We start from the raw sequence: 17526 nt of genomic DNA on the forward strand, positions 1-17526 counted from the left end.
ATTTCACCGAGCCTAACCTCTTATTTCTGCATATTAAAAACGGAAATACAGATAGATACAAAAAAATTATTATAAGAGGTGAAATTATGAACAAACAACATTTAATCGCATTAGACTTAGACGGCACTTTATTAACAGACAACAAAATAATTTCCACTCGAACGAAACATACAATTGCAAAAGCAAAGGAACAGGGACATATTGTTGTTATTTCAACAGGACGTCCATTCCGTGCTAGTTATGATTACTATAAAGAACTTGATCTTAACACACCTATCGTAAACTTTAACGGCGCTTACGTACATCATCCTCTTGATTCAAACTGGGGAACACATCACTCTCCTCTTGAGCTAGCAACAGCGCAAGAAATTGTCCGAGCTTGCTTTGATTTTGGCGTAAAAAATATATACGCGGAAGTAATGGACGATGTGTATGTTCGTGAAATTGATGAAGATAAAAAACATATTTTCGAATTCGGCTCTCCTAAGATTTTTACGGGAGACTTATTAAATATTTTAAACGATCATCCAACTTGCTTATTAATTGACGCACATGACGAGCATTCTACTGCAATTCGTCAACATTTAACCGATATGCATGCGGAAGTAATCGACCATAGAAAATGGGGCGCACCTTGGCCGATTATTGAAATTGTGAAAAGCGGATTAAATAAAGCAGTTGGATTACAAAAAATTTCTAGTCATTACAACATTCCACAAGAGCGCATTATCGCTTTCGGTGATGAAGATAATGATTTTGAAATGATTGAATTTGCTGGTCACGGCATCGCAATGGGAAATGCCATCCCTGAATTAAAATCACTCGCAAACCATACGACGTTAACGAACGAAGAAGATGGTATTGCTTTATATTTAGAAGAGGTTCTTGGGTTGTAATCTAAAAATTCCCTACTTATAGTTTCCTGCCAAATGTCCATACTATAAGTAGACGCATGAGACATCGCGTCGATTGTTTTCAGCTAAATAAAGGGGGTTTTTCGAATGGGTAAAAAGAACAAATCAAAACGTTTTATCCAACAAGGAGCCGATGCTGTTATGAAGCATGATGCAAGATTCCCGTACAGAGGTACATTAGCTGAGGCAGAAAAAGCAAGAAGTAACTCTTCTTTTGGAGGGGTTTAAATGGGGAACTTACTATTCCAACAAGCTAGAGATGCTGTTGAAAATGCCGTATCTTGTTCAAGCGGTACTGAGCAACAAGATCTCGTGTATAGAGCAAAAAATGCTTTGCAATCCGCTTACGCAAACTCTTCAACTGCTGAAAAAGTTCAGCTCCGTGAAATGCAAGAGCAATTGCAAAACATTACGAATTTACATTAAAAAAGAGGACCAACTTTGGTCCTCTTTAATCTTTCCGAAACAATCCGAACACCCCAACTGTTTGCAGTATATTTGTAAATGCACCTGGGTCCACTTGTTTAATAATCCTCTCTAATTCGTATAACTCATAACGAGTAATAACCATCATTAACATTTCTTTATTTTCATTCGTATAAGCACCTGTTGCTGGTATCGTTGTAATCCCTCTTACTAATCGCGAGTGAATCGCCTTTCTTACATCTGCCCCATTCTTCGTAACAATTAATGCTGTAATCTTTACATGACGAGTATGAATTGCATCAATAATTCTCGTTGATACATATAAAGTCACTAGCGTATATAACGCTTTTTCCCATCCATATACATAGCCAGCAGCGATAATGATAATTGCATTAAAAAAGAAAAAGTATGTACCGACAGGCTTATCTTTTATTTTTGATAAAATCATGGCGATAATATCTAATCCACCTGTAGAAGCACCCCACTTTAAAGCAATCCCTACTCCAATTGCCGAAATAATCCCGCCAAAAATCGCATTTAATATGATATCATTCGAAACCGCTCTAACAGGGATGATTTCTAGAAACAGAGTCATAAATATAACACAAAGAAAACTAAAAAAGGTGAAGGCCTTTCCAACCTTTTTCCACGCTAAAATAACGACAGGAATATTAAATAAGCTAAACAATACTCCCGTAGATATGTGAATCGATAAAAAATCACCTAATATTTGTGATAATAATTGAGACAATCCAGCAAAGCCGCTCGCATACACTTTTGCTGGCGTTAAAAATAAATTCATCCCAATCGCGTTTAATAAACCTGCGATGATTACAACGATTAACTTCTTTATAAGTTCAGTATAATTCAACTTCAAATCCATTTCGAATCCACCTTTACCCTTCATAAATGCACCGCTATACATAGTCTTTACGAAAAAGGAAATGATAAACGTACAACGTTTAGAAATGGAGTTGATACATATGCCACATACGAGTGATAACGACAAAAAAGCACGCGATAATAACGCAAAACGCACACAAAAAAATGAGCAAGAGCAAAAAAATATTCAGCAAGGTAAACGTGCATACTCTAAAAAGACCGATCACCTTTGATTCCATCGTACATCAACAATTATGTTGATGTACTTTTTTACATTTTAAAGGAAAAAACATTAAAAATTCACTTCATGTTCACTTCTATATTCTACAATAGCGATAACATATTCGGATGAGGTGTTGGCATGAGAGGGAAACATATTTTCATTATTACTGCACTAATAAGTATATTGATGCTATCTGCTTGCGGACAAAAGAATGGCTCAGCTACAGTCGCTACAGCAACAGACTCCACCATTACAAAGGATAACTTCGAAAAACAATTGAAAGATCGTTACGGAAAAGACATGCTATACGAAATGATGGCACAAGACGTCATCACAAAAAAATATAAAGTACCTGATGAAGAGGTAAATAAAGAAGTAGAAAAAGTAAAAAAACAATATGGAGATCAATTCAAAAAAGTATTAGAAAATTATGGTTTAAAAGATGAAGAGGATTTCAAAAATCAAATTAAGTTCAAACTTGCTATGAATGAAGCGATTAAGAAAAGCATTACAGAAAAAGATGTAAAAGACCACTATAAGCCAGAAATTAAAGCGAGTCACATTTTAGTAAGTGACGAAAATGAAGCGAAAGAAATAAAGAGTAAACTAGATGCTGGTGCTTCATTTGAAGAATTAGCAAAACAAGAATCACAAGATCTGCTATCAAAAGATAAAGGTGGAGACCTTGGATACTTCAATTCAGGTACAATGGCTCCTGAATTCGAAACCGCTGCCTACAAACTAAATGTTGGACAAATTAGCAATCCCGTAAAATCATCAAACGGTTATCACGTTATTAAATTAACTGATAAAAAAGATTTAAAACCTTACGATGAGGTAAAAAACTCTATTCGCAAAAACTTAGAGGAAGAACGTACTGCTGATCCTGTATTCAGCAAAAAATTGTTACAAGAGGAATTAAAAAAGGCAAATATTAAAATAAATGATAGTGATTTGAAAGATACATTTACTCTTACGCGTGAGCAGGAGAATTAAAAGGAAGCACGACCTTATTTAAAAATAAGATCGTGCTTTTTAATCTTCCATCACTATTTCTAATTTTTTCTTTATTTTATAATGCTAATGAAAAAATGAATTATTTAAAATAAAAATGCATCCCGAAACATTAACGATTTATTTCCAAACTTGACAAACTGGATTCCTTTGTTAAATATATGTCCTTTACAAATAGTACAGATTTATTTACATTCCCTTATTTTTCATTTCATCCTTTTAATCTAGTAAAATTATAACGCTTATTTAATATATCATTAATTATTTCTTGATCTTTTGTTACTAAAATTGTACAAAATTCATTACAAGTTATTAAGACAGTTTCCTCATCATTTTTTAATAATATACCTGTTCCACATTCGGAAGTATAGAGTACTTTCTTTGAAGATAAATCTGTATATTTTTCTTCTTCCACTAATAGTTCACACTGAACATTTCCCCTTATCCTCAAAAACTTTTCGAAAACTAGTATATTTTTAGGATTTCCATCGGTTATATTGGGAACATTTCTTTCCACTATTACCTGAAGGTGCTCTACTTCATCTTCAAATTTCATCTCTGACCTAGCAACAGAAACATTTAAATATAAATTATCTTTTAGTTGAATGGCTATTTCTGAACTGATTATAGTATTATCATCTTTTTGCATTATAGGTGTTAAACTTAATATCTTGATCTCCGCTTCTTTCATTAAAGCATCTATAGCTTTTGGATGAACTTGCACCGGAACTATATAATGTGGCATTCCTATCAATCTTCTTCACTCCTAATTAAAATTTCAGTATTATATACTTAAAAATGAATATCTTCGTATATTCTTTTTCTTTTAATATCTAAATTAACTTTCCACGTGCCATCTTTACGTTTTACCATTCTAATTTGAATTCGATTGTCTTTAGTATGTCTTCTAACTGAATTTCCTTTTCTATGATTTATCACCTTTTGCCCTTTTGTATAATGTCTAAAAATACTTTTTGCAACAGCTTTTCCACCTGGCAAATCCTTATTAATTCTTGATTTATGCGCTCTTGCATTTTTTCCTAATAACTTTGTAAAATAAACCGGTTTTGTAATTGTTTTTGTTAGTTTTAATTTTCCTCCGCCAATTGCGCCTATAGCTGCAGCTTTTGCTACCCCTTTCCAACCCTTTCCTGATTTATAAGCTTTATAGCCATCATAAGCTGCAAAACCAGCATTTACTGCAAACCACACCCAATGCCCATCTGGATCCACCATCATCACTGGATTATTATCACCATACGTATACCCATTCTGCGTCACAGGATCATCTTCATCACCCGGATCAGGGGATCATCTTCATCACCCGGATCAGGACACACCGATAAAAACACATCATGTTCTGGATTATAGTATCTCGCAATCAGATAATACATGCCAATTTCTTTATCATACATGTATCCCGCATATCCAAATGGATTGTCTGCTGCGATACCTTTCGTATCACTCTTTAATACGTTACCCCACGAATCCTATTCATACGTTGCTACAGCTTCCCTATTTTGATCTGTCATCGCGACTACGTCACCATGAAGAAGTTGTAGTATACTGTTTGTCTTCGTGATTTCATTGCTCCACGTACACCATTTATTAAATGCATATATTGACGAAGGGCAGTCCCATTTCCATCTATCCCATATAACGGTGGAATACTACCTCTTCCTTAAGAATAATAGATTATTTAAAATAAAAAGTGCATCTCAAAAATTACCTGTTTAATTTTCGAGATGCACTGAATCTATAAAACTTTATATCCCACTCATCATTAAAAAGAATATTAGCAATGAATTAATTTTATAATCCTAGAACGACATGTATAAAATATTACTACTTTCAATACTTGCATTGTCATTCCTTTATTGCAGACCAGCATAGTTTTCAATTAAAGCTTTCCTATACCTTTTTCCTCCATCGCGAAAAATTTCTTTATGGTACTCCTCCGTTTCAATAAGAAAATCAGAAAGAGTCTTCCATATCATGGAATCAATCATCTGCTCTCTATAAATATCTTTTTCACTAATTAACAATGCCACTTCATTATGAACATCGATTACCAATAACACCTTTCCAGAAGAAAATAGTATATACAGTACATAATGATCACGCAGTGATAATCCGAACTCTTTTCCATCCTTTTCTTCCCGCCATGTGATTATGTCCCAATAGTCTTCTGATGATATATTTACATCAAACTTTGCTGCCTTTTTTACATCTTCATCATAATATCCACTCTTAGTAAAAAATAGAAAGGTTCGATATTGAAAGGTTTGTTTTGTACATATATATGCCGTACGCTCTCCTAAAACTTCGCCTATTTGTTTTAACGAATCAAGAAATTCATCTTCATCAAATTCATAGTCACTAAATAACAATACATATTTATCAAGATCACCTCTTACTACATACTCTGGTAAACTTTTTTCCATATCTACTATCTCGGCAATCCTTGTATAAACAGAACTATACTCGTTCTCGGTAAGCTGAAATAAGCTATCTATTTTTTTCAACCTTTTTCCCCTTTCCCTTTAACCTAAACTTAATAACATTATTCTTTTTCTTCTTCCCTCTTGGATAATAATCAGCAGTATTAAAACCACCACTAGATCCATCGCGAGTAGTTATTTTCCTTCCATTTTTAGTGAAATTCCTAATTTGCAAACCATTTTTGTAAAATGTTTCTTGATTCCATCCTGCTTTTCCCAATCTATTGTGTAATTGGCGTAGACTTATATTCGCCTGAAAATTAGGCTTGGATTTCTTTGTCGTAATACTAGTAAACTTAAGCTTTGTACCATATTTAAATGTGTTATATGCTAATTTTGCACCTTTATAAGCTGCCCCACCAACTAATCCAGCACCAACAGCTACTGCAGCTGCTTTCCAGCCATTCTTTTTATACGCTTTATAACCATCATAAGCCGCAAAACCTGCGTTCAATGCCATCCAAGCAAAATGACCATCTGGATCGGTCAGCATGACTGGATTATTATCCGCATACGTATACCCATTCATTGTAACCGGGTCATCCTCATCGCCCGGATCAGGATCCACCGATAAAAACACACCATGTTCTGGATTATAGTATCTTGCAATCAAGTAATACATACCAATTTCTTTATCATACATGTATCCCGCATATCCAAATGGATTGTCTGCTGCGATACCTTTTGCATCACTCTTTAATACGTTACCCCATGAATCATATTCATAGCTTGCGACTATTTGTCCATCTTTGTTGGTCATTGCTAGGCGGACACCGTCTTTGTTGTAAACGTATATGCCCCATCCTAACTTTCTATCTGTAAAAAACTTTGCAACAGAGCCATCTGCTTCATTCCATGTGTATAGAAAAGGAAGAAGACATTTTCTCGCCTCTTCCCTTAATTTTATAATCTATTAATGTTTCAATTTGCTCTGTTTCCATTCGTGTTAATCCATAGGCCGATAATAAATTCAAGAGAAAACTATTTACTTACGCAAAAGCACATCAATATCTTCCTTGAATTTCAAAATACAAATTATTAATAAAACAAGTAAAGTAGCTATATTAAGAACATTAAAGATATACCAAAAAACAACACTCCTATCAGTACATCAGATATAAATCCTTCCTGACATTTTTTAAATATTGATTGAATTTTTTTGAAGACAGCATAACTTTCTCTAGTATAAATATGGTAATGCCAGCAAGAAAGAAGACTATCTTTTTCAAATCCGAAGGCTGATCTACTAAAACATAAGCTACTATATATATAAATAGCAAATCAATAATTCTGAACCTTTTAAGCATATTATTCACTTTTACCATTTGGCTTTCTTCCATTTCCCTTTTGATTTACCTTCGTCATATTTTAAATACCACTGTTTAGAATTCAATTTTTTTCTATAAGTTAAAGTAATTTTAGTACCCGGTTCTGGGACTGGCTTTATAAATTTTTCCCCAACATAATAGCCCCCTACTATCTCTAAACTCTTCTGTCGACTTGGAGCTTTTATATATTTTAAACCAATGTTCTTAACTACATTACCAGCATTAAAACTGACAACTGCTCTCGCAATTTGTCCTGAATAATAATTAAATTTAGTTTGCTTATAACTTCTTTGGTAATATTCATGCTTACCTTTTTTCCAATATTTATATCCACTTACAACTTTTTTTGCCTTATACCCATCCGGATCCACCATCATCACCGGATTATTATCACCATACGTATACCCATTCTGCGTCACTGGATCATCACTATCACCCGGATCTGGATCCACCGATAAGAACACACCATGGTCTGGGTTATAGTATCTCGCGATCAAGTAATACATACCAATCTCTTTATCATACATGTATCCCGCATATCCGAATGGGTTGTCTGCTGCGATTCCTTTTGCTTCGCTCTTTAAGACGTTACCCCATGCATCATATTCATACGTTGCTACAACTTCTTTATCCTGATTCGTCATCGTAACCGGATCATCTTCATCACCCGGATCCAGGATCCACCGATAAGAACACACCATGGTCTGGATTATAATAACGCGCAATCCCTATCTTCAAATTCTTCATTAAAACTAATTCACACTTTAAATCCAATGCTTGTAATCTGCCAATTACTTTTCCCTATTGTCTTGATCAGGAATTACAATAAAGAAATCCACTATGTGTGTTTTATTAAAGTCTATACCTTGTTTATATAACATATTTAATACTTGTCCATCTTCATATTTTAGGAATTTCATTATCATCCCCTCCTTGCTATCAATAAATACAAGCAGTCTTTAATAACTATACCCTTTTATTAGATTCATAGCCTTTGTAATAAATACCATAAGAAATCATTTTATCAAACCCTCCACCAAAAAAGTGATTATTTCGAAAAAAGGAGTTCATCCCCTGTAAATAGTAGGTGATGAACTCCTTTTTCTTTTTAAGTGGACTTTTTCAATGACCTCCTAATTAACTATATATTTTTTTTATTTTACAACACATCTCTTCTACAACTTTTACTTCCATCCCGAATGATGTTTCATACTCCCATTTTTCATTAATCAAATCATTTTTAACAAAAGTAAAGTATACTAAAAATCGATTTTTTTTTAGCTTCACTTTAAATTCTATTTCCTCTTCATCAGCACTTAATACAGCTTCCTTAATATCTTTTCGTAGTAATGCTTCTAGTTCTTCCCCAAATTTAATTATTTCACTCGTCAAAAACATTGGCCCTTTACACTCATAATGAATATTATTCGAGGATACAGCTAAGAAATTCAGTTGTAAATCACGTAAATACAGCTCATCATCATTTGGATACATAGACCCAAATGATACAATGGTTATCTTTTTTTCATCCCCTAAAAACACCAACTCAATTTCTTTTTTTATTTCCACCATTCCACCTTCTTCCAATTTTTATCCTTCTTCGAGCGATGCCCTAGACTAATAATGTTATTTTTTTTAGTTTTTGATACAACAATATGTTTTTTACCTAACGTTTGCACAAATCGGTCATGTGGATTTCTTTTATCTATATGCTTTCTACCAAAACTTCGAACTAATACTGTAGCAGATTTAGACATTTGACGCGCTGGGTTCGCTAAGTGCTCTGTCGCATGAATACTATATTTTAATTTTGCTGCGAAATAGCCAACTCTTCCAACTCCACCTAGTGCAACTCCTGCCACCGCTCCTCTTAGTGCTGATTTCCCTACTCCTTTCCAAGAATACCCTTTTTTTCGATTATTCCATAAGTAAGTACCAACATCCCAAGCAGCTCCACCTAACGCACCAGCTATCCACCAAGCGACATGCCCATCTGGGTCAATCTTCATCACCGGATTATTATCACCATACGTATACCCATTCATGGTAATTGGATCATCTTCATCACCCGGATCAGGATCTACCGATAAAAACACACCATGTTCTGGATTATAGTATCTCGCAATCAGATAATACATCCCAATTTCTTTATCATACATGTATCCCGCATATCCAAATGGATTCTCTGCGGCGATACCTTTCGTATCACTCTTTATTACATTGCCCCACGAATCATATTCATACGTTGCTACAACTTCTCTATTTTGATCTGTCATTGCGACTACATCACCGCGTGGGTTGTAGTGATAGTATAATGTTTGTCCTTGCGATTTCATAGCCATACGTAAACCATTTACGGAATACACATATTGGCGAAGTACCTTTCCACTACCATCCGTCTCATATAACGGATTAATGCTGTCTCCATCATAGAAATAACGTGTTACTTGACCATTTACACTCTTTTCAATACGACGATTATCCTCATCATACTTATAAGTCGCGAATGCATTGCTCTCACCTTGTTTTGTGATAGCAACAATTTGGTCATGTTCATTCCATGTATACTTGTACTTTCCATCAGATGTACGATTTCCATTCGCATCATACGTTAACGATTCGTTTCCGAATTTCACAAGCTGATTTCCGTCATTAAATGTTGCCGCTATAGATTTTGTTTCTTTTCCATTCTCTACAACTTTCACACTTGTACGGTTTCCAAATCCATCATATGTGTATGATTTAGTTGTTCCGTTTGGTAGTGCTTCATTTAATAATTGGTTAATCGGGTCATATACAAAGTTTGTTTCTGTTACTTTTCCGCCCGCACCTTCATGTTTAATCTTCGTACGGTTGCCTGCTTGGTCATATTCATATCTTTCAGAAAGTAGAATACTGTTTGACGTACCTACTACTAAATCTTTAATTTTGTTCGCATGATCATAGTTAAAGGTAGAACCTGAACCATTACCAGCTGTATACGTACGAACGTTTCCTTGATCATCATAATCAAAGCGATACGTTTGAGAACCGTCTGTTACACGAATGTTTTGATCTAACGTATTGTAGTCATACGATACTTTATTTGTGTATCCACCTTGCGTAATTGTTTGTTCTTTTAGTTTTTCTGTCTTACTGTTTGCTTTGTCGTGGTATGCCCAATCAATTTTTCCGCCTCGACTATCTGTTGCACTTGTAACGCGGTCTGCCTTATCGTATGTTTTTGTTCGTTCTACACCATTGACATGGTCTTTCACTTTCGTAACTTGTCCATTTTGATCACGTTCAAATGTAAATGAATCTTTTCCGTTGCGCTTTTCACCAACGACGCGATCTGCTGTATCATATACAGATTCTAAAATAGAGCCGTTTGGCATTGTTGTTTTAATCTTGTTTGCATTTTCATCGTACATATTTTCAATACGACGGTTTAACGCATCGATATACACCGTGTTTTTATTATCTACATCATATTCATATTTGTGTGTCTGTGTCTTCCCGCCAAACATGACAGATTTCTCTGTTGTATTTCCATTATGATCATACAGATAATTTACAGAGGTACCATTTTTCAAAGTAACCTTCGTTAATAGATTATCTTTATTGTAATCATATAGTTTGGTATTTCCTTTTTCATCTGTCTCGCTCTTTTTATTTCCTGATGTATCATATGTGAAGGTGTTTTTCTGTCCTTCTTCATCATACGCAGCAACAACATTTCCATCGTTGTCGTACTCGTTTTTAATAAGAGCGTTTCCTTCTAGTAAACGAATATCATCAAACCATACTTTCCCTTTATTATTGTTTCTAAATAATAGGTACACCTGAATATGTTTAATTGGTTTGTTAGCTGGAATTACAACCGCACTACGATTCCAATCATTTGTACCGCTTGGGAATTTTACTTGATAATTTTCACCACTGCCATCTTGATAATGTACATCCGCCCAAATCGCATAGTCTCGAGAAAGTTTATCTGGCGCATCATTTTCTACATTTTCAGATTTAGACATTCCTGTTAGCGTTAATGTTTCTGCCTTTTTCTGATTCAATATAACTCTTTTACTATAGCCAACATCTGACCCTCCATATTGGCTACGCTCTAATACAATAGATGAATGTCCCGTAAAGCCCTCTTGCTGAGAAACATCTTTCGGATCACAACTTGTTCCATCTCCTCGAATCCAACCTGGCATACAGCCATTTCCCGCCATATTTTCTAAACTACTATTTTCAATTGGGTTAAAGCTAGAAGAAACTTCACCTTTTTCTAGTTGAATCTTATCAAACCAGACAGAACCACTCGTAGCAGAACCGCCATTTTCTACTTGTAAATAGATTTGTACTTTTCTCGTTTGTTCTGTTGTTTTAAAAGTAACTTGACGGTTAACCCAATCCCTCGTTCCTTGAACTTTATTGTGACGAGTATCATGCCATCCACCATCTACACCAGCACCGTTTTCATTTAATAACTGTACATTGAAGAAACCAGCACCATTGGCTAAATCCGTTTTCATCATACCACTTAACGTATACGTTGTATTTGGTTCTAACGTTACTTCTTGAATTGCAGCAATATAGCCCCAATCATTATTCGTTGCTTTTGTTGAAATTTTAAGTGATGATTCTCCGCCCAGACCACCTGGTGCTGATGTTGCATCTTTTATAATAGATCCAGAATTATTCGCATTTACTGGTACCCATTTTTCCGTACCATTCATTTCAAAGCTTGGATTTTGAATCAGGTTTTCTCCTGTTCCCAGCTCTCTAGTTGTCGCAATTGGATTTCCAAACTGATCATACTGCATGAAAGATGATGTATTTGCTGCTTGGTCTGTTTCAGATACTTCTGTATTTGCAGCCTTATAAGCAACTGTTGTTTCACGATTCTCATTATCTGTCGCTTTTATAAGCCCGTTGTCTTTATTGTACTCAAACTTTTCTGTTCCCATTTCATCAGTAACAGAAGTTACATTCCCATTACCATCATAGGTCGCTGTTTCTGTTTGATTTTTAGGAGTTGTTGTTTTTACTAGGTTATTTGCATTATATTCATACGTTGTTGTTAAATTTAGACGTCCAGAATCTTCAACAGTTTTGACTGGGTTTCCAGCATCGTTATACGTATAAACAGTTTTACTTCCTTTAGGATTCGTTAACGTAACTTCTTTCGCATCTGTATTATATGCTAATGTCGTAGCTTTCCCTAATGGGTCCGTTACTTTTACTAATCTATTATTCTCGTATGCATACGATGTTTTATATGGTTTGACATCTGTATGTTGCGGATCATAAATAGATGTTAATAATCCATTATCATATCCGTATTTATATACTTTTCCTTCTGGTGTTGTAGAAGAAACGAGTAAATCTCCATCATATTTAAATGTAATCGTTTTGCTATCTGGGCCGATTACTCTTGCTGCTTTTTTATTATTCCCGTCATATTGTACGACTAACTCTTTACCAGAAGCATTCTTTACTTTTGATAAACGTGATTCCCCATCATACTCATATGTCGTCGTATTTCCATATTTATCTTTTGTATACTCGATACGCCCTTGTGCATCTCCAGATTTATAGAAAGTAACCGTTTGGTCTTTATCTTTTATTTCATATCCGCCTGATACTTGTTTAATTTCTAAATATATACCTGTAGGAGCTTGATACGTATTATCTCCCGTTCTAGTAAAAGTAATATTTGCGCCATCGGCAGAAATTAATAGTAGGTTTCCATTTCCTTCAGCCAAAATTCTTTCTTCTAATCCACTAGACCACCCTGTACCAAATAGACCTACTTTTTTACTTTGGCTATTATACGTTCTTTCCACTGATACATCCGGTCCGCGCCCTGATAACGTAATATCTTTTTCACTCATAATAAAGTTACCATTTGTAGCATTCACTGTGCCATTTAGTACCGGAACTGATGCCCAGTAATCAAACATCCCTATAAACCCAAAGTCTTGAGCAAATTTAGGTACAAACTCATGCGAAATTTCACTTTCAGCATGTCCGGCTTTACTATACGCTGTTACACGGAACCAATAATTTTTAAAGCCAGCATAAATTCCGCCAGAATTTTTATACACAGGTGATGGATCAACTGCTAATTCTGCACCTTTTTTATCATGATGAAGTAAATATTGGCCTTTTGCAATTTCATCTTTCGTTGGCCAAATTTTCTCATTTTGCGTTGTCCAATTTGTTTTATTTCCTACATCGAACGCTTCGTAATCTTTTCCGTTATAAATCCAAACTTTATAGCCTGCAGCCGCCGGAACTGCATCCCACTTTAATGTGACATATCCTGTTTCCTTATCTGTCGCATTAATGTAGGCCGATCCGTCTGGCTTTTTCACTTGTTCTAATGGAATAAATGGAACTATTTCATCTGAAAGTGGACTATCCCCAAACGGATACTCTGCTACAATACGAATCCAGTAGCTACTTCTTCCGCTATAATCCCCGTACGGACCTCCTGACTCGTAAGCATTTTTATATATTTGTCCTGGGTTAGTAGGCGCTTCTGCACCTTTCCCGTCATCATGTATCCAGTAACGCCCTTGTGCAATTTCTTCTGGCGTCGGGAATATTTTTTTATCTTTCGTCGTCCAGCTTGTCACATTCCCAACAGGAATATATTCATAGTCATATCCATTAAAAATGGCAACTTTATAACCTGTTGCTCCTGGAACTGCGTCCCATTGTACATTGAAGTGACCAGAACCACTCCCACTCCCATTTGAGTAAGCTTGTACTCTTGGCTTATTTGGTTTTGCGTAGGAATATTTCACTTCCAAGAATGGTGCATTCGTTCCATTTTCAGCTGCAATGAATTTCTTCCAATGGTTTTGACCATTACCATTTGCATGTAGCTTAAAGCCATTGTTTTGTCTCGCGCCTTCTACCCATGCTTTTACTGTGTTAGTTACATTAAACTTCGCCAATTGTCCTCTTGTTACATCAGCATGTGCAATATTATTTGAACCAGGTTTATTATTCCAATTTAAACTACCTTCATTCCAGGCACTCGTTACTTCATCTAACCAAACACCATTTGGTTGATTCGCATAATAATGCCAAATGGTATGTACATTGAATGTTGCACTTTCAATATTTGCACCTTTAAAACTCGAAACGTCTGGTTTAATAAATGCAAAGTTTGTCCCAGATGACCCATCATAATATCCTACTTTTAACGTATAAGCATTTTGACCAGCATCCCAAAGCTTTCCTCCTGAATAATTGACAGTTGGATACGCACTTGAAGCATATGCATTATCAAAATCCTTCAACTGAACCGAAGGATCTACATATACCGGATATTTTCGCTCTGGTGCTTGTAACCACTGCGGGTCTGCGGTAACAGTTAATGTATATGTTTTTTCAGCTGTCTTCTCAATATTGTAGCGAACCGCATCTGACGTTACAGCCTCACCTGATTGTTGATCCACATTGGAATCATTCATATATGGTTTCGGCAATGTGAATACTTTTTCTTTTTTCTCATCTTGGAAGTCGATTGAACCATCTTCCTGTAAGCTAGGTGTTAAATCTGTTTCTAATGCAAACGTAAAAATATGATGTCCTGTATACTCACGTAATACAAAATCTTCTTTTACATTTTCATTGAATGTCGTACTCTTTAAATCAATATTTGGGAAGACCCCTTTATACCATACTGTATTATTTTCATGTGTTGCAGTGACTGGTGATGGCTTCATTTCACCTTTTTCACCATTTGCACTTATTAGTTTATATTGAATAGTATGATCTTTTACTTTAAATTGAACGTACTTTCCATCTTGTGTCGCTTTCTCGAACTCTGGTTCTAATGTTGTATTTTCCGTTACAATTTTTTCATTTGGTGCTTCTACTAATTTCGGTGAAACCTCTTCTAGCTTTCCATCTTTCTCTGCATGAATCGGTTCCGTATATACCCTCTTTGTAAAAGTACCATCATTGTTATCAAAAACCTTTTCGGTTTCCCTTCTTTCTTCTACAATCTCAGTCGGACTCGCCTGTGCTTTAGCCTTATCCTTCTTTAATTGATCTGGATGTGGAGCTGGTAATTCCTGCTCCTCTTTCTTTTCCACTTCTGGAGTTTGTTCTGAATTTGGTGACGGTGTAAACGGTGGTGCCGTTTCTGCCAATCCATTCAGTGGTATAGAAGTAACAATTAGTGCAACTACGATAAGTTGGATTAATTGCCTATACCATTTTTTCTTAACTGGCCTCTTTTCCATACATTCACCCCTAATTCGCATCGGTTTTATTCTTACAATTAACAATTTAAAGAATTTTCCGAGGGGGTTCAACATAAAAATGACAATATTGTGACATTTTTTTCTAAAAATGTATATTTTCCGACAATTTACCATTTTATATTCCTTTTTCCTTATAAATACAGTAAAATATTTGTAGATTAAACGTTTTATTACACTTTATTTACTTTTTATCTACTTTATAATAAAAAAGAACTATCTCTTCTCTTAAAAATTCAGAGAAAGAATAGTTCTTTTTTCATTTACTTTATTTCTTAAAGTAAGTCCAGCCTTCTTCTTGGTAAACCTTTTCTTCTTTCATCAACTTACCAAGTGCGCGCTTAAATGCAGCTTTACTCATGTTAAAGCGTTCTTTAATATCTTCTGGATGGCTCTTATCCCAAAACGGCATTGCTCCGCCTCGTTCTTCCATATATGCATAAATTACTGCAGCATCATCTTCCATTCCTTCTTCTTTACGAGGAAGAAGTGAAATGTTAATTGTACCGTCATCTTTTACATCAATAATACGTCCCGTTACACGCTGACCGATGCGAACTTGCTCTTTTCTTTCTGTATGATGTAAAAATGCACGGAAATGCTCATCTGTTAATACGAACGAACCAACTTGAAGTGAACGATACACACGTCCGTTTACGTTTTTATTACGCATAGATGGTGTCGCATCTACAACGATTTCTTGCATATCACTATCTCTTGCTGGAAGAGCAATTAAACGATCACGATTCGTTAATTTTAACGTACAATATAATTCGTCGCCTACTTCTGGCCATACTGGCATATAAATCGGGAACTCATCAGCTGGAATTAGTATATCTTTTGACACACCAATATCAACAAACACACCTAAACTAGGAATAACTTCTACAACCTTTACCCAGTTCCAATCATAAGTTGTAATAATTGGCTCCTTCATTGTTGCTGAAATACGATTTTGGTGATCAAGGTATAAGAATACGTCAATCGTATCGCCTTCTTCAATTTCTCCAGCTACTTCGTTTTTATGTAGGAAAATTTCTTCTTCTTCATTCCCAACCATATATCCAATTTCCGTTTCGCGTAAAACAGTTACCTGTTCAATCGATCCTATTTGCAAATACATATTTTTTAATTCCCTTCTATATATATAAAATTATCTTTTTTATCATTCCAAACAAAAGTTAATTATAACATGATTTTCCCTGTATTTGTCCAACTGCCCAAAATTCACTATAATAAAATAAGGTTACATGAATATAAGTACGAAAACACTTAAGTCTAGACTCGTTTTCAGCTATACTTTAGTATGTACAGTACATAACAAGATTAGAAATTTATTTGGAGGTGCTAACTATGGCAAAAGATAGTTCTTTTGACATCGTTTCGAAAGTAGAATTACCTGAAGTAACAAACGCAATTAACATCGCATTAAAAGAAATCCAAAACCGATATGACTTTAAAGGAAGTAAAAGTGATATTAAATTAGAAAAAGAAGTACTTGTTTTAACTTCTGATGACGAGTTTAAATTAGAGCAAGTAAAAGACGTTCTTATCTCTAAACTTGTAAAACGTAACGTTCCAATTAAGAACTTAGATTACGGAAAAGTTGAAGCTGCAACTGGCAACACTGTTCGCCAACGCGCAACACTTCAACAAGGTATCGATAAAGATAACGCGAAAAAAATTAACAACATCATTAAAGAAATGAAATTAAAAGTAAAAACACAAGTACAAGATGATCAAGTACGTGTTACAGCGAAAAGCCGTGATGACTTACAAGCAGTAATCGCAGCTGTTCGTAGCGCTGATTTACCAATCGACGTACAGTTCATTAACTACCGCTAAAAAGAAAACTCCTCTTAATTAGGGGAGTTTTTTGTTTTGTAGAGACAATATTCCGAGAACAAACCATAGAAAAATGGTATATGCGGTGAAAATCACTAAGTGAACAGAGTCTAACCATACGAATAC

Annotated in this window: 13 protein-coding genes and 3 pseudogenes; 6 read left to right on the forward strand and 10 right to left on the reverse strand. The window is 35.1% G+C overall.

The genetic code is table 11. The annotated features are described in order from the left end of the window. The first annotated feature begins 86 nt into the window (after positions 1-86). From IQ781_RS09655 to IQ781_RS09665, 3 genes are all read left to right on the forward strand, one after another. Positions 87-896: a Cof-type HAD-IIB family hydrolase gene (locus IQ781_RS09655; protein ID WP_001041232.1), complete on the forward strand. Its 810-nt coding sequence runs from the start codon at positions 87-89 to the stop codon at positions 894-896. Between the two features lie 105 nt (positions 897-1001). Beyond that, entirely contained in the window at positions 1002-1142 is a 141-nt protein-coding gene (locus IQ781_RS09660; protein ID WP_000516816.1) for a hypothetical protein, read from the forward strand. Next, positions 1143-1340 (forward strand): DUF3813 domain-containing protein, encoded by a 198-nt coding sequence (locus tag IQ781_RS09665; RefSeq protein ID WP_000527407.1) that lies wholly within the window; start codon positions 1143-1145, stop codon positions 1338-1340. Between the two features lie 25 nt (positions 1341-1365). Here IQ781_RS09665 and IQ781_RS09670 read toward each other — a convergent pair whose 3' ends face one another. Next, the gene (locus IQ781_RS09670; RefSeq protein ID WP_000364431.1) at positions 1366-2223 is read right to left on the reverse strand and encodes a YitT family protein; all 858 of its coding nucleotides are present in this window, start codon (positions 2221-2223) and stop codon (positions 1366-1368) included. Between the two features lie 100 nt (positions 2224-2323). Between IQ781_RS09670 and IQ781_RS09675 the strand changes: the two genes are divergently transcribed. After that, a complete protein-coding gene (locus IQ781_RS09675; RefSeq protein ID WP_001120851.1) occupies positions 2324-2455 on the forward strand; it encodes a DUF3941 domain-containing protein in 132 nt (43 codons plus the stop codon). A 128-nt stretch (positions 2456-2583) separates the two neighbouring features. Continuing rightward, positions 2584-3441: a peptidylprolyl isomerase PrsA gene (prsA, locus tag IQ781_RS09680; RefSeq protein WP_063246166.1), complete on the forward strand. Its 858-nt coding sequence runs from the start codon at positions 2584-2586 to the stop codon at positions 3439-3441. A gap of 229 nt (positions 3442-3670) precedes the next feature. Here prsA and IQ781_RS09685 read toward each other — a convergent pair whose 3' ends face one another. From IQ781_RS09685 to IQ781_RS09725, 9 genes and pseudogenes are all read right to left on the reverse strand, one after another. Then, positions 3671-4204, reverse strand: a complete 534-nt coding sequence (locus IQ781_RS09685) for a hypothetical protein (protein WP_002197523.1) — start codon at positions 4202-4204, stop codon at positions 3671-3673. Between the two features lie 47 nt (positions 4205-4251). After that, positions 4252-5131: pseudogene (locus IQ781_RS09690) on the reverse strand (RHS repeat-associated core domain-containing protein); the annotation flags it as partial. A 202-nt stretch (positions 5132-5333) separates the two neighbouring features. After that, entirely contained in the window at positions 5334-5984 is a 651-nt protein-coding gene (locus IQ781_RS09695) for a hypothetical protein (RefSeq protein ID WP_063220269.1), read from the reverse strand. Continuing rightward, a complete protein-coding gene (locus IQ781_RS09700) occupies positions 5968-6720 on the reverse strand; it encodes an RHS repeat-associated core domain-containing protein (protein WP_242808294.1) in 753 nt (250 codons plus the stop codon). Before IQ781_RS09700 ends, IQ781_RS09695 begins: the two co-directional genes overlap by 17 nt. Positions 6721-7278: 558 nt before the next feature. Further along, a pseudogene (locus tag IQ781_RS09705) lies at positions 7279-7944 on the reverse strand (RHS repeat-associated core domain-containing protein); the annotation flags it as partial. Between the two features lie 65 nt (positions 7945-8009). Continuing rightward, positions 8010-8208: pseudogene (locus IQ781_RS09710) on the reverse strand (ribonuclease E inhibitor RraB); the annotation flags it as partial. 217 nt (positions 8209-8425) lie between these two features. Continuing rightward, complete coding sequence (locus tag IQ781_RS09715) at positions 8426-8860, reverse strand: WapI family immunity protein (protein WP_224742196.1); 435 nt, start codon at positions 8858-8860, stop codon at positions 8426-8428. Beyond that, the gene (locus tag IQ781_RS09720; protein WP_242808295.1) at positions 8848-15537 is read right to left on the reverse strand and encodes a DNRLRE domain-containing protein; all 6690 of its coding nucleotides are present in this window, start codon (positions 15535-15537) and stop codon (positions 8848-8850) included. Before IQ781_RS09720 ends, IQ781_RS09715 begins: the two co-directional genes overlap by 13 nt. Before the next feature lie 286 nt (positions 15538-15823). Beyond that, entirely contained in the window at positions 15824-16678 is an 855-nt protein-coding gene (locus tag IQ781_RS09725) for a CvfB family protein (RefSeq protein WP_000281265.1), read from the reverse strand. 230 nt (positions 16679-16908) lie between these two features. On the opposite strand from IQ781_RS09725, the gene IQ781_RS09730 reads away from it, so the two are divergent. Then, positions 16909-17400: a YajQ family cyclic di-GMP-binding protein gene (locus tag IQ781_RS09730; protein ID WP_001040149.1), complete on the forward strand. Its 492-nt coding sequence runs from the start codon at positions 16909-16911 to the stop codon at positions 17398-17400. The last annotated feature ends 126 nt before the right edge of the window (positions 17401-17526 follow it).

Origin of the sequence: Bacillus sp. N447-1, assembly GCF_022701035.1 — a bacterium.
Taxonomy (GTDB): domain Bacteria; phylum Bacillota; class Bacilli; order Bacillales; family Bacillaceae_G; genus Bacillus_A; species Bacillus_A cereus.

Coding starts and splice junctions, on each gene's coding strand:
- IQ781_RS09655 (WP_001041232.1), top strand. CDS start 87: ATGAACAAACAACATTTAATCGCATTAGACTTAGACGGCACTTTATTA.
- IQ781_RS09660 (WP_000516816.1), top strand. CDS start 1,002: ATGGGTAAAAAGAACAAATCAAAACGTTTTATCCAACAAGGAGCCGAT.
- IQ781_RS09665 (WP_000527407.1), top strand. CDS start 1,143: ATGGGGAACTTACTATTCCAACAAGCTAGAGATGCTGTTGAAAATGCC.
- IQ781_RS09670 (WP_000364431.1), bottom strand. CDS start 2,223: ATGGATTTGAAGTTGAATTATACTGAACTTATAAAGAAGTTAATCGTT.
- IQ781_RS09675 (WP_001120851.1), top strand. CDS start 2,324: ATGCCACATACGAGTGATAACGACAAAAAAGCACGCGATAATAACGCA.
- prsA (WP_063246166.1), top strand. CDS start 2,584: ATGAGAGGGAAACATATTTTCATTATTACTGCACTAATAAGTATATTG.
- IQ781_RS09685 (WP_002197523.1), bottom strand. CDS start 4,204: ATGCCACATTATATAGTTCCGGTGCAAGTTCATCCAAAAGCTATAGAT.
- IQ781_RS09700 (WP_242808294.1), bottom strand. CDS start 6,720: ATGACCAACAAAGATGGACAAATAGTCGCAAGCTATGAATATGATTCA.
- IQ781_RS09715 (WP_224742196.1), bottom strand. CDS start 8,860: ATGGTGGAAATAAAAAAAGAAATTGAGTTGGTGTTTTTAGGGGATGAA.
- IQ781_RS09720 (WP_242808295.1), bottom strand. CDS start 15,537: ATGGAAAAGAGGCCAGTTAAGAAAAAATGGTATAGGCAATTAATCCAA.
- IQ781_RS09725 (WP_000281265.1), bottom strand. CDS start 16,678: ATGTATTTGCAAATAGGATCGATTGAACAGGTAACTGTTTTACGCGAA.
- IQ781_RS09730 (WP_001040149.1), top strand. CDS start 16,909: ATGGCAAAAGATAGTTCTTTTGACATCGTTTCGAAAGTAGAATTACCT.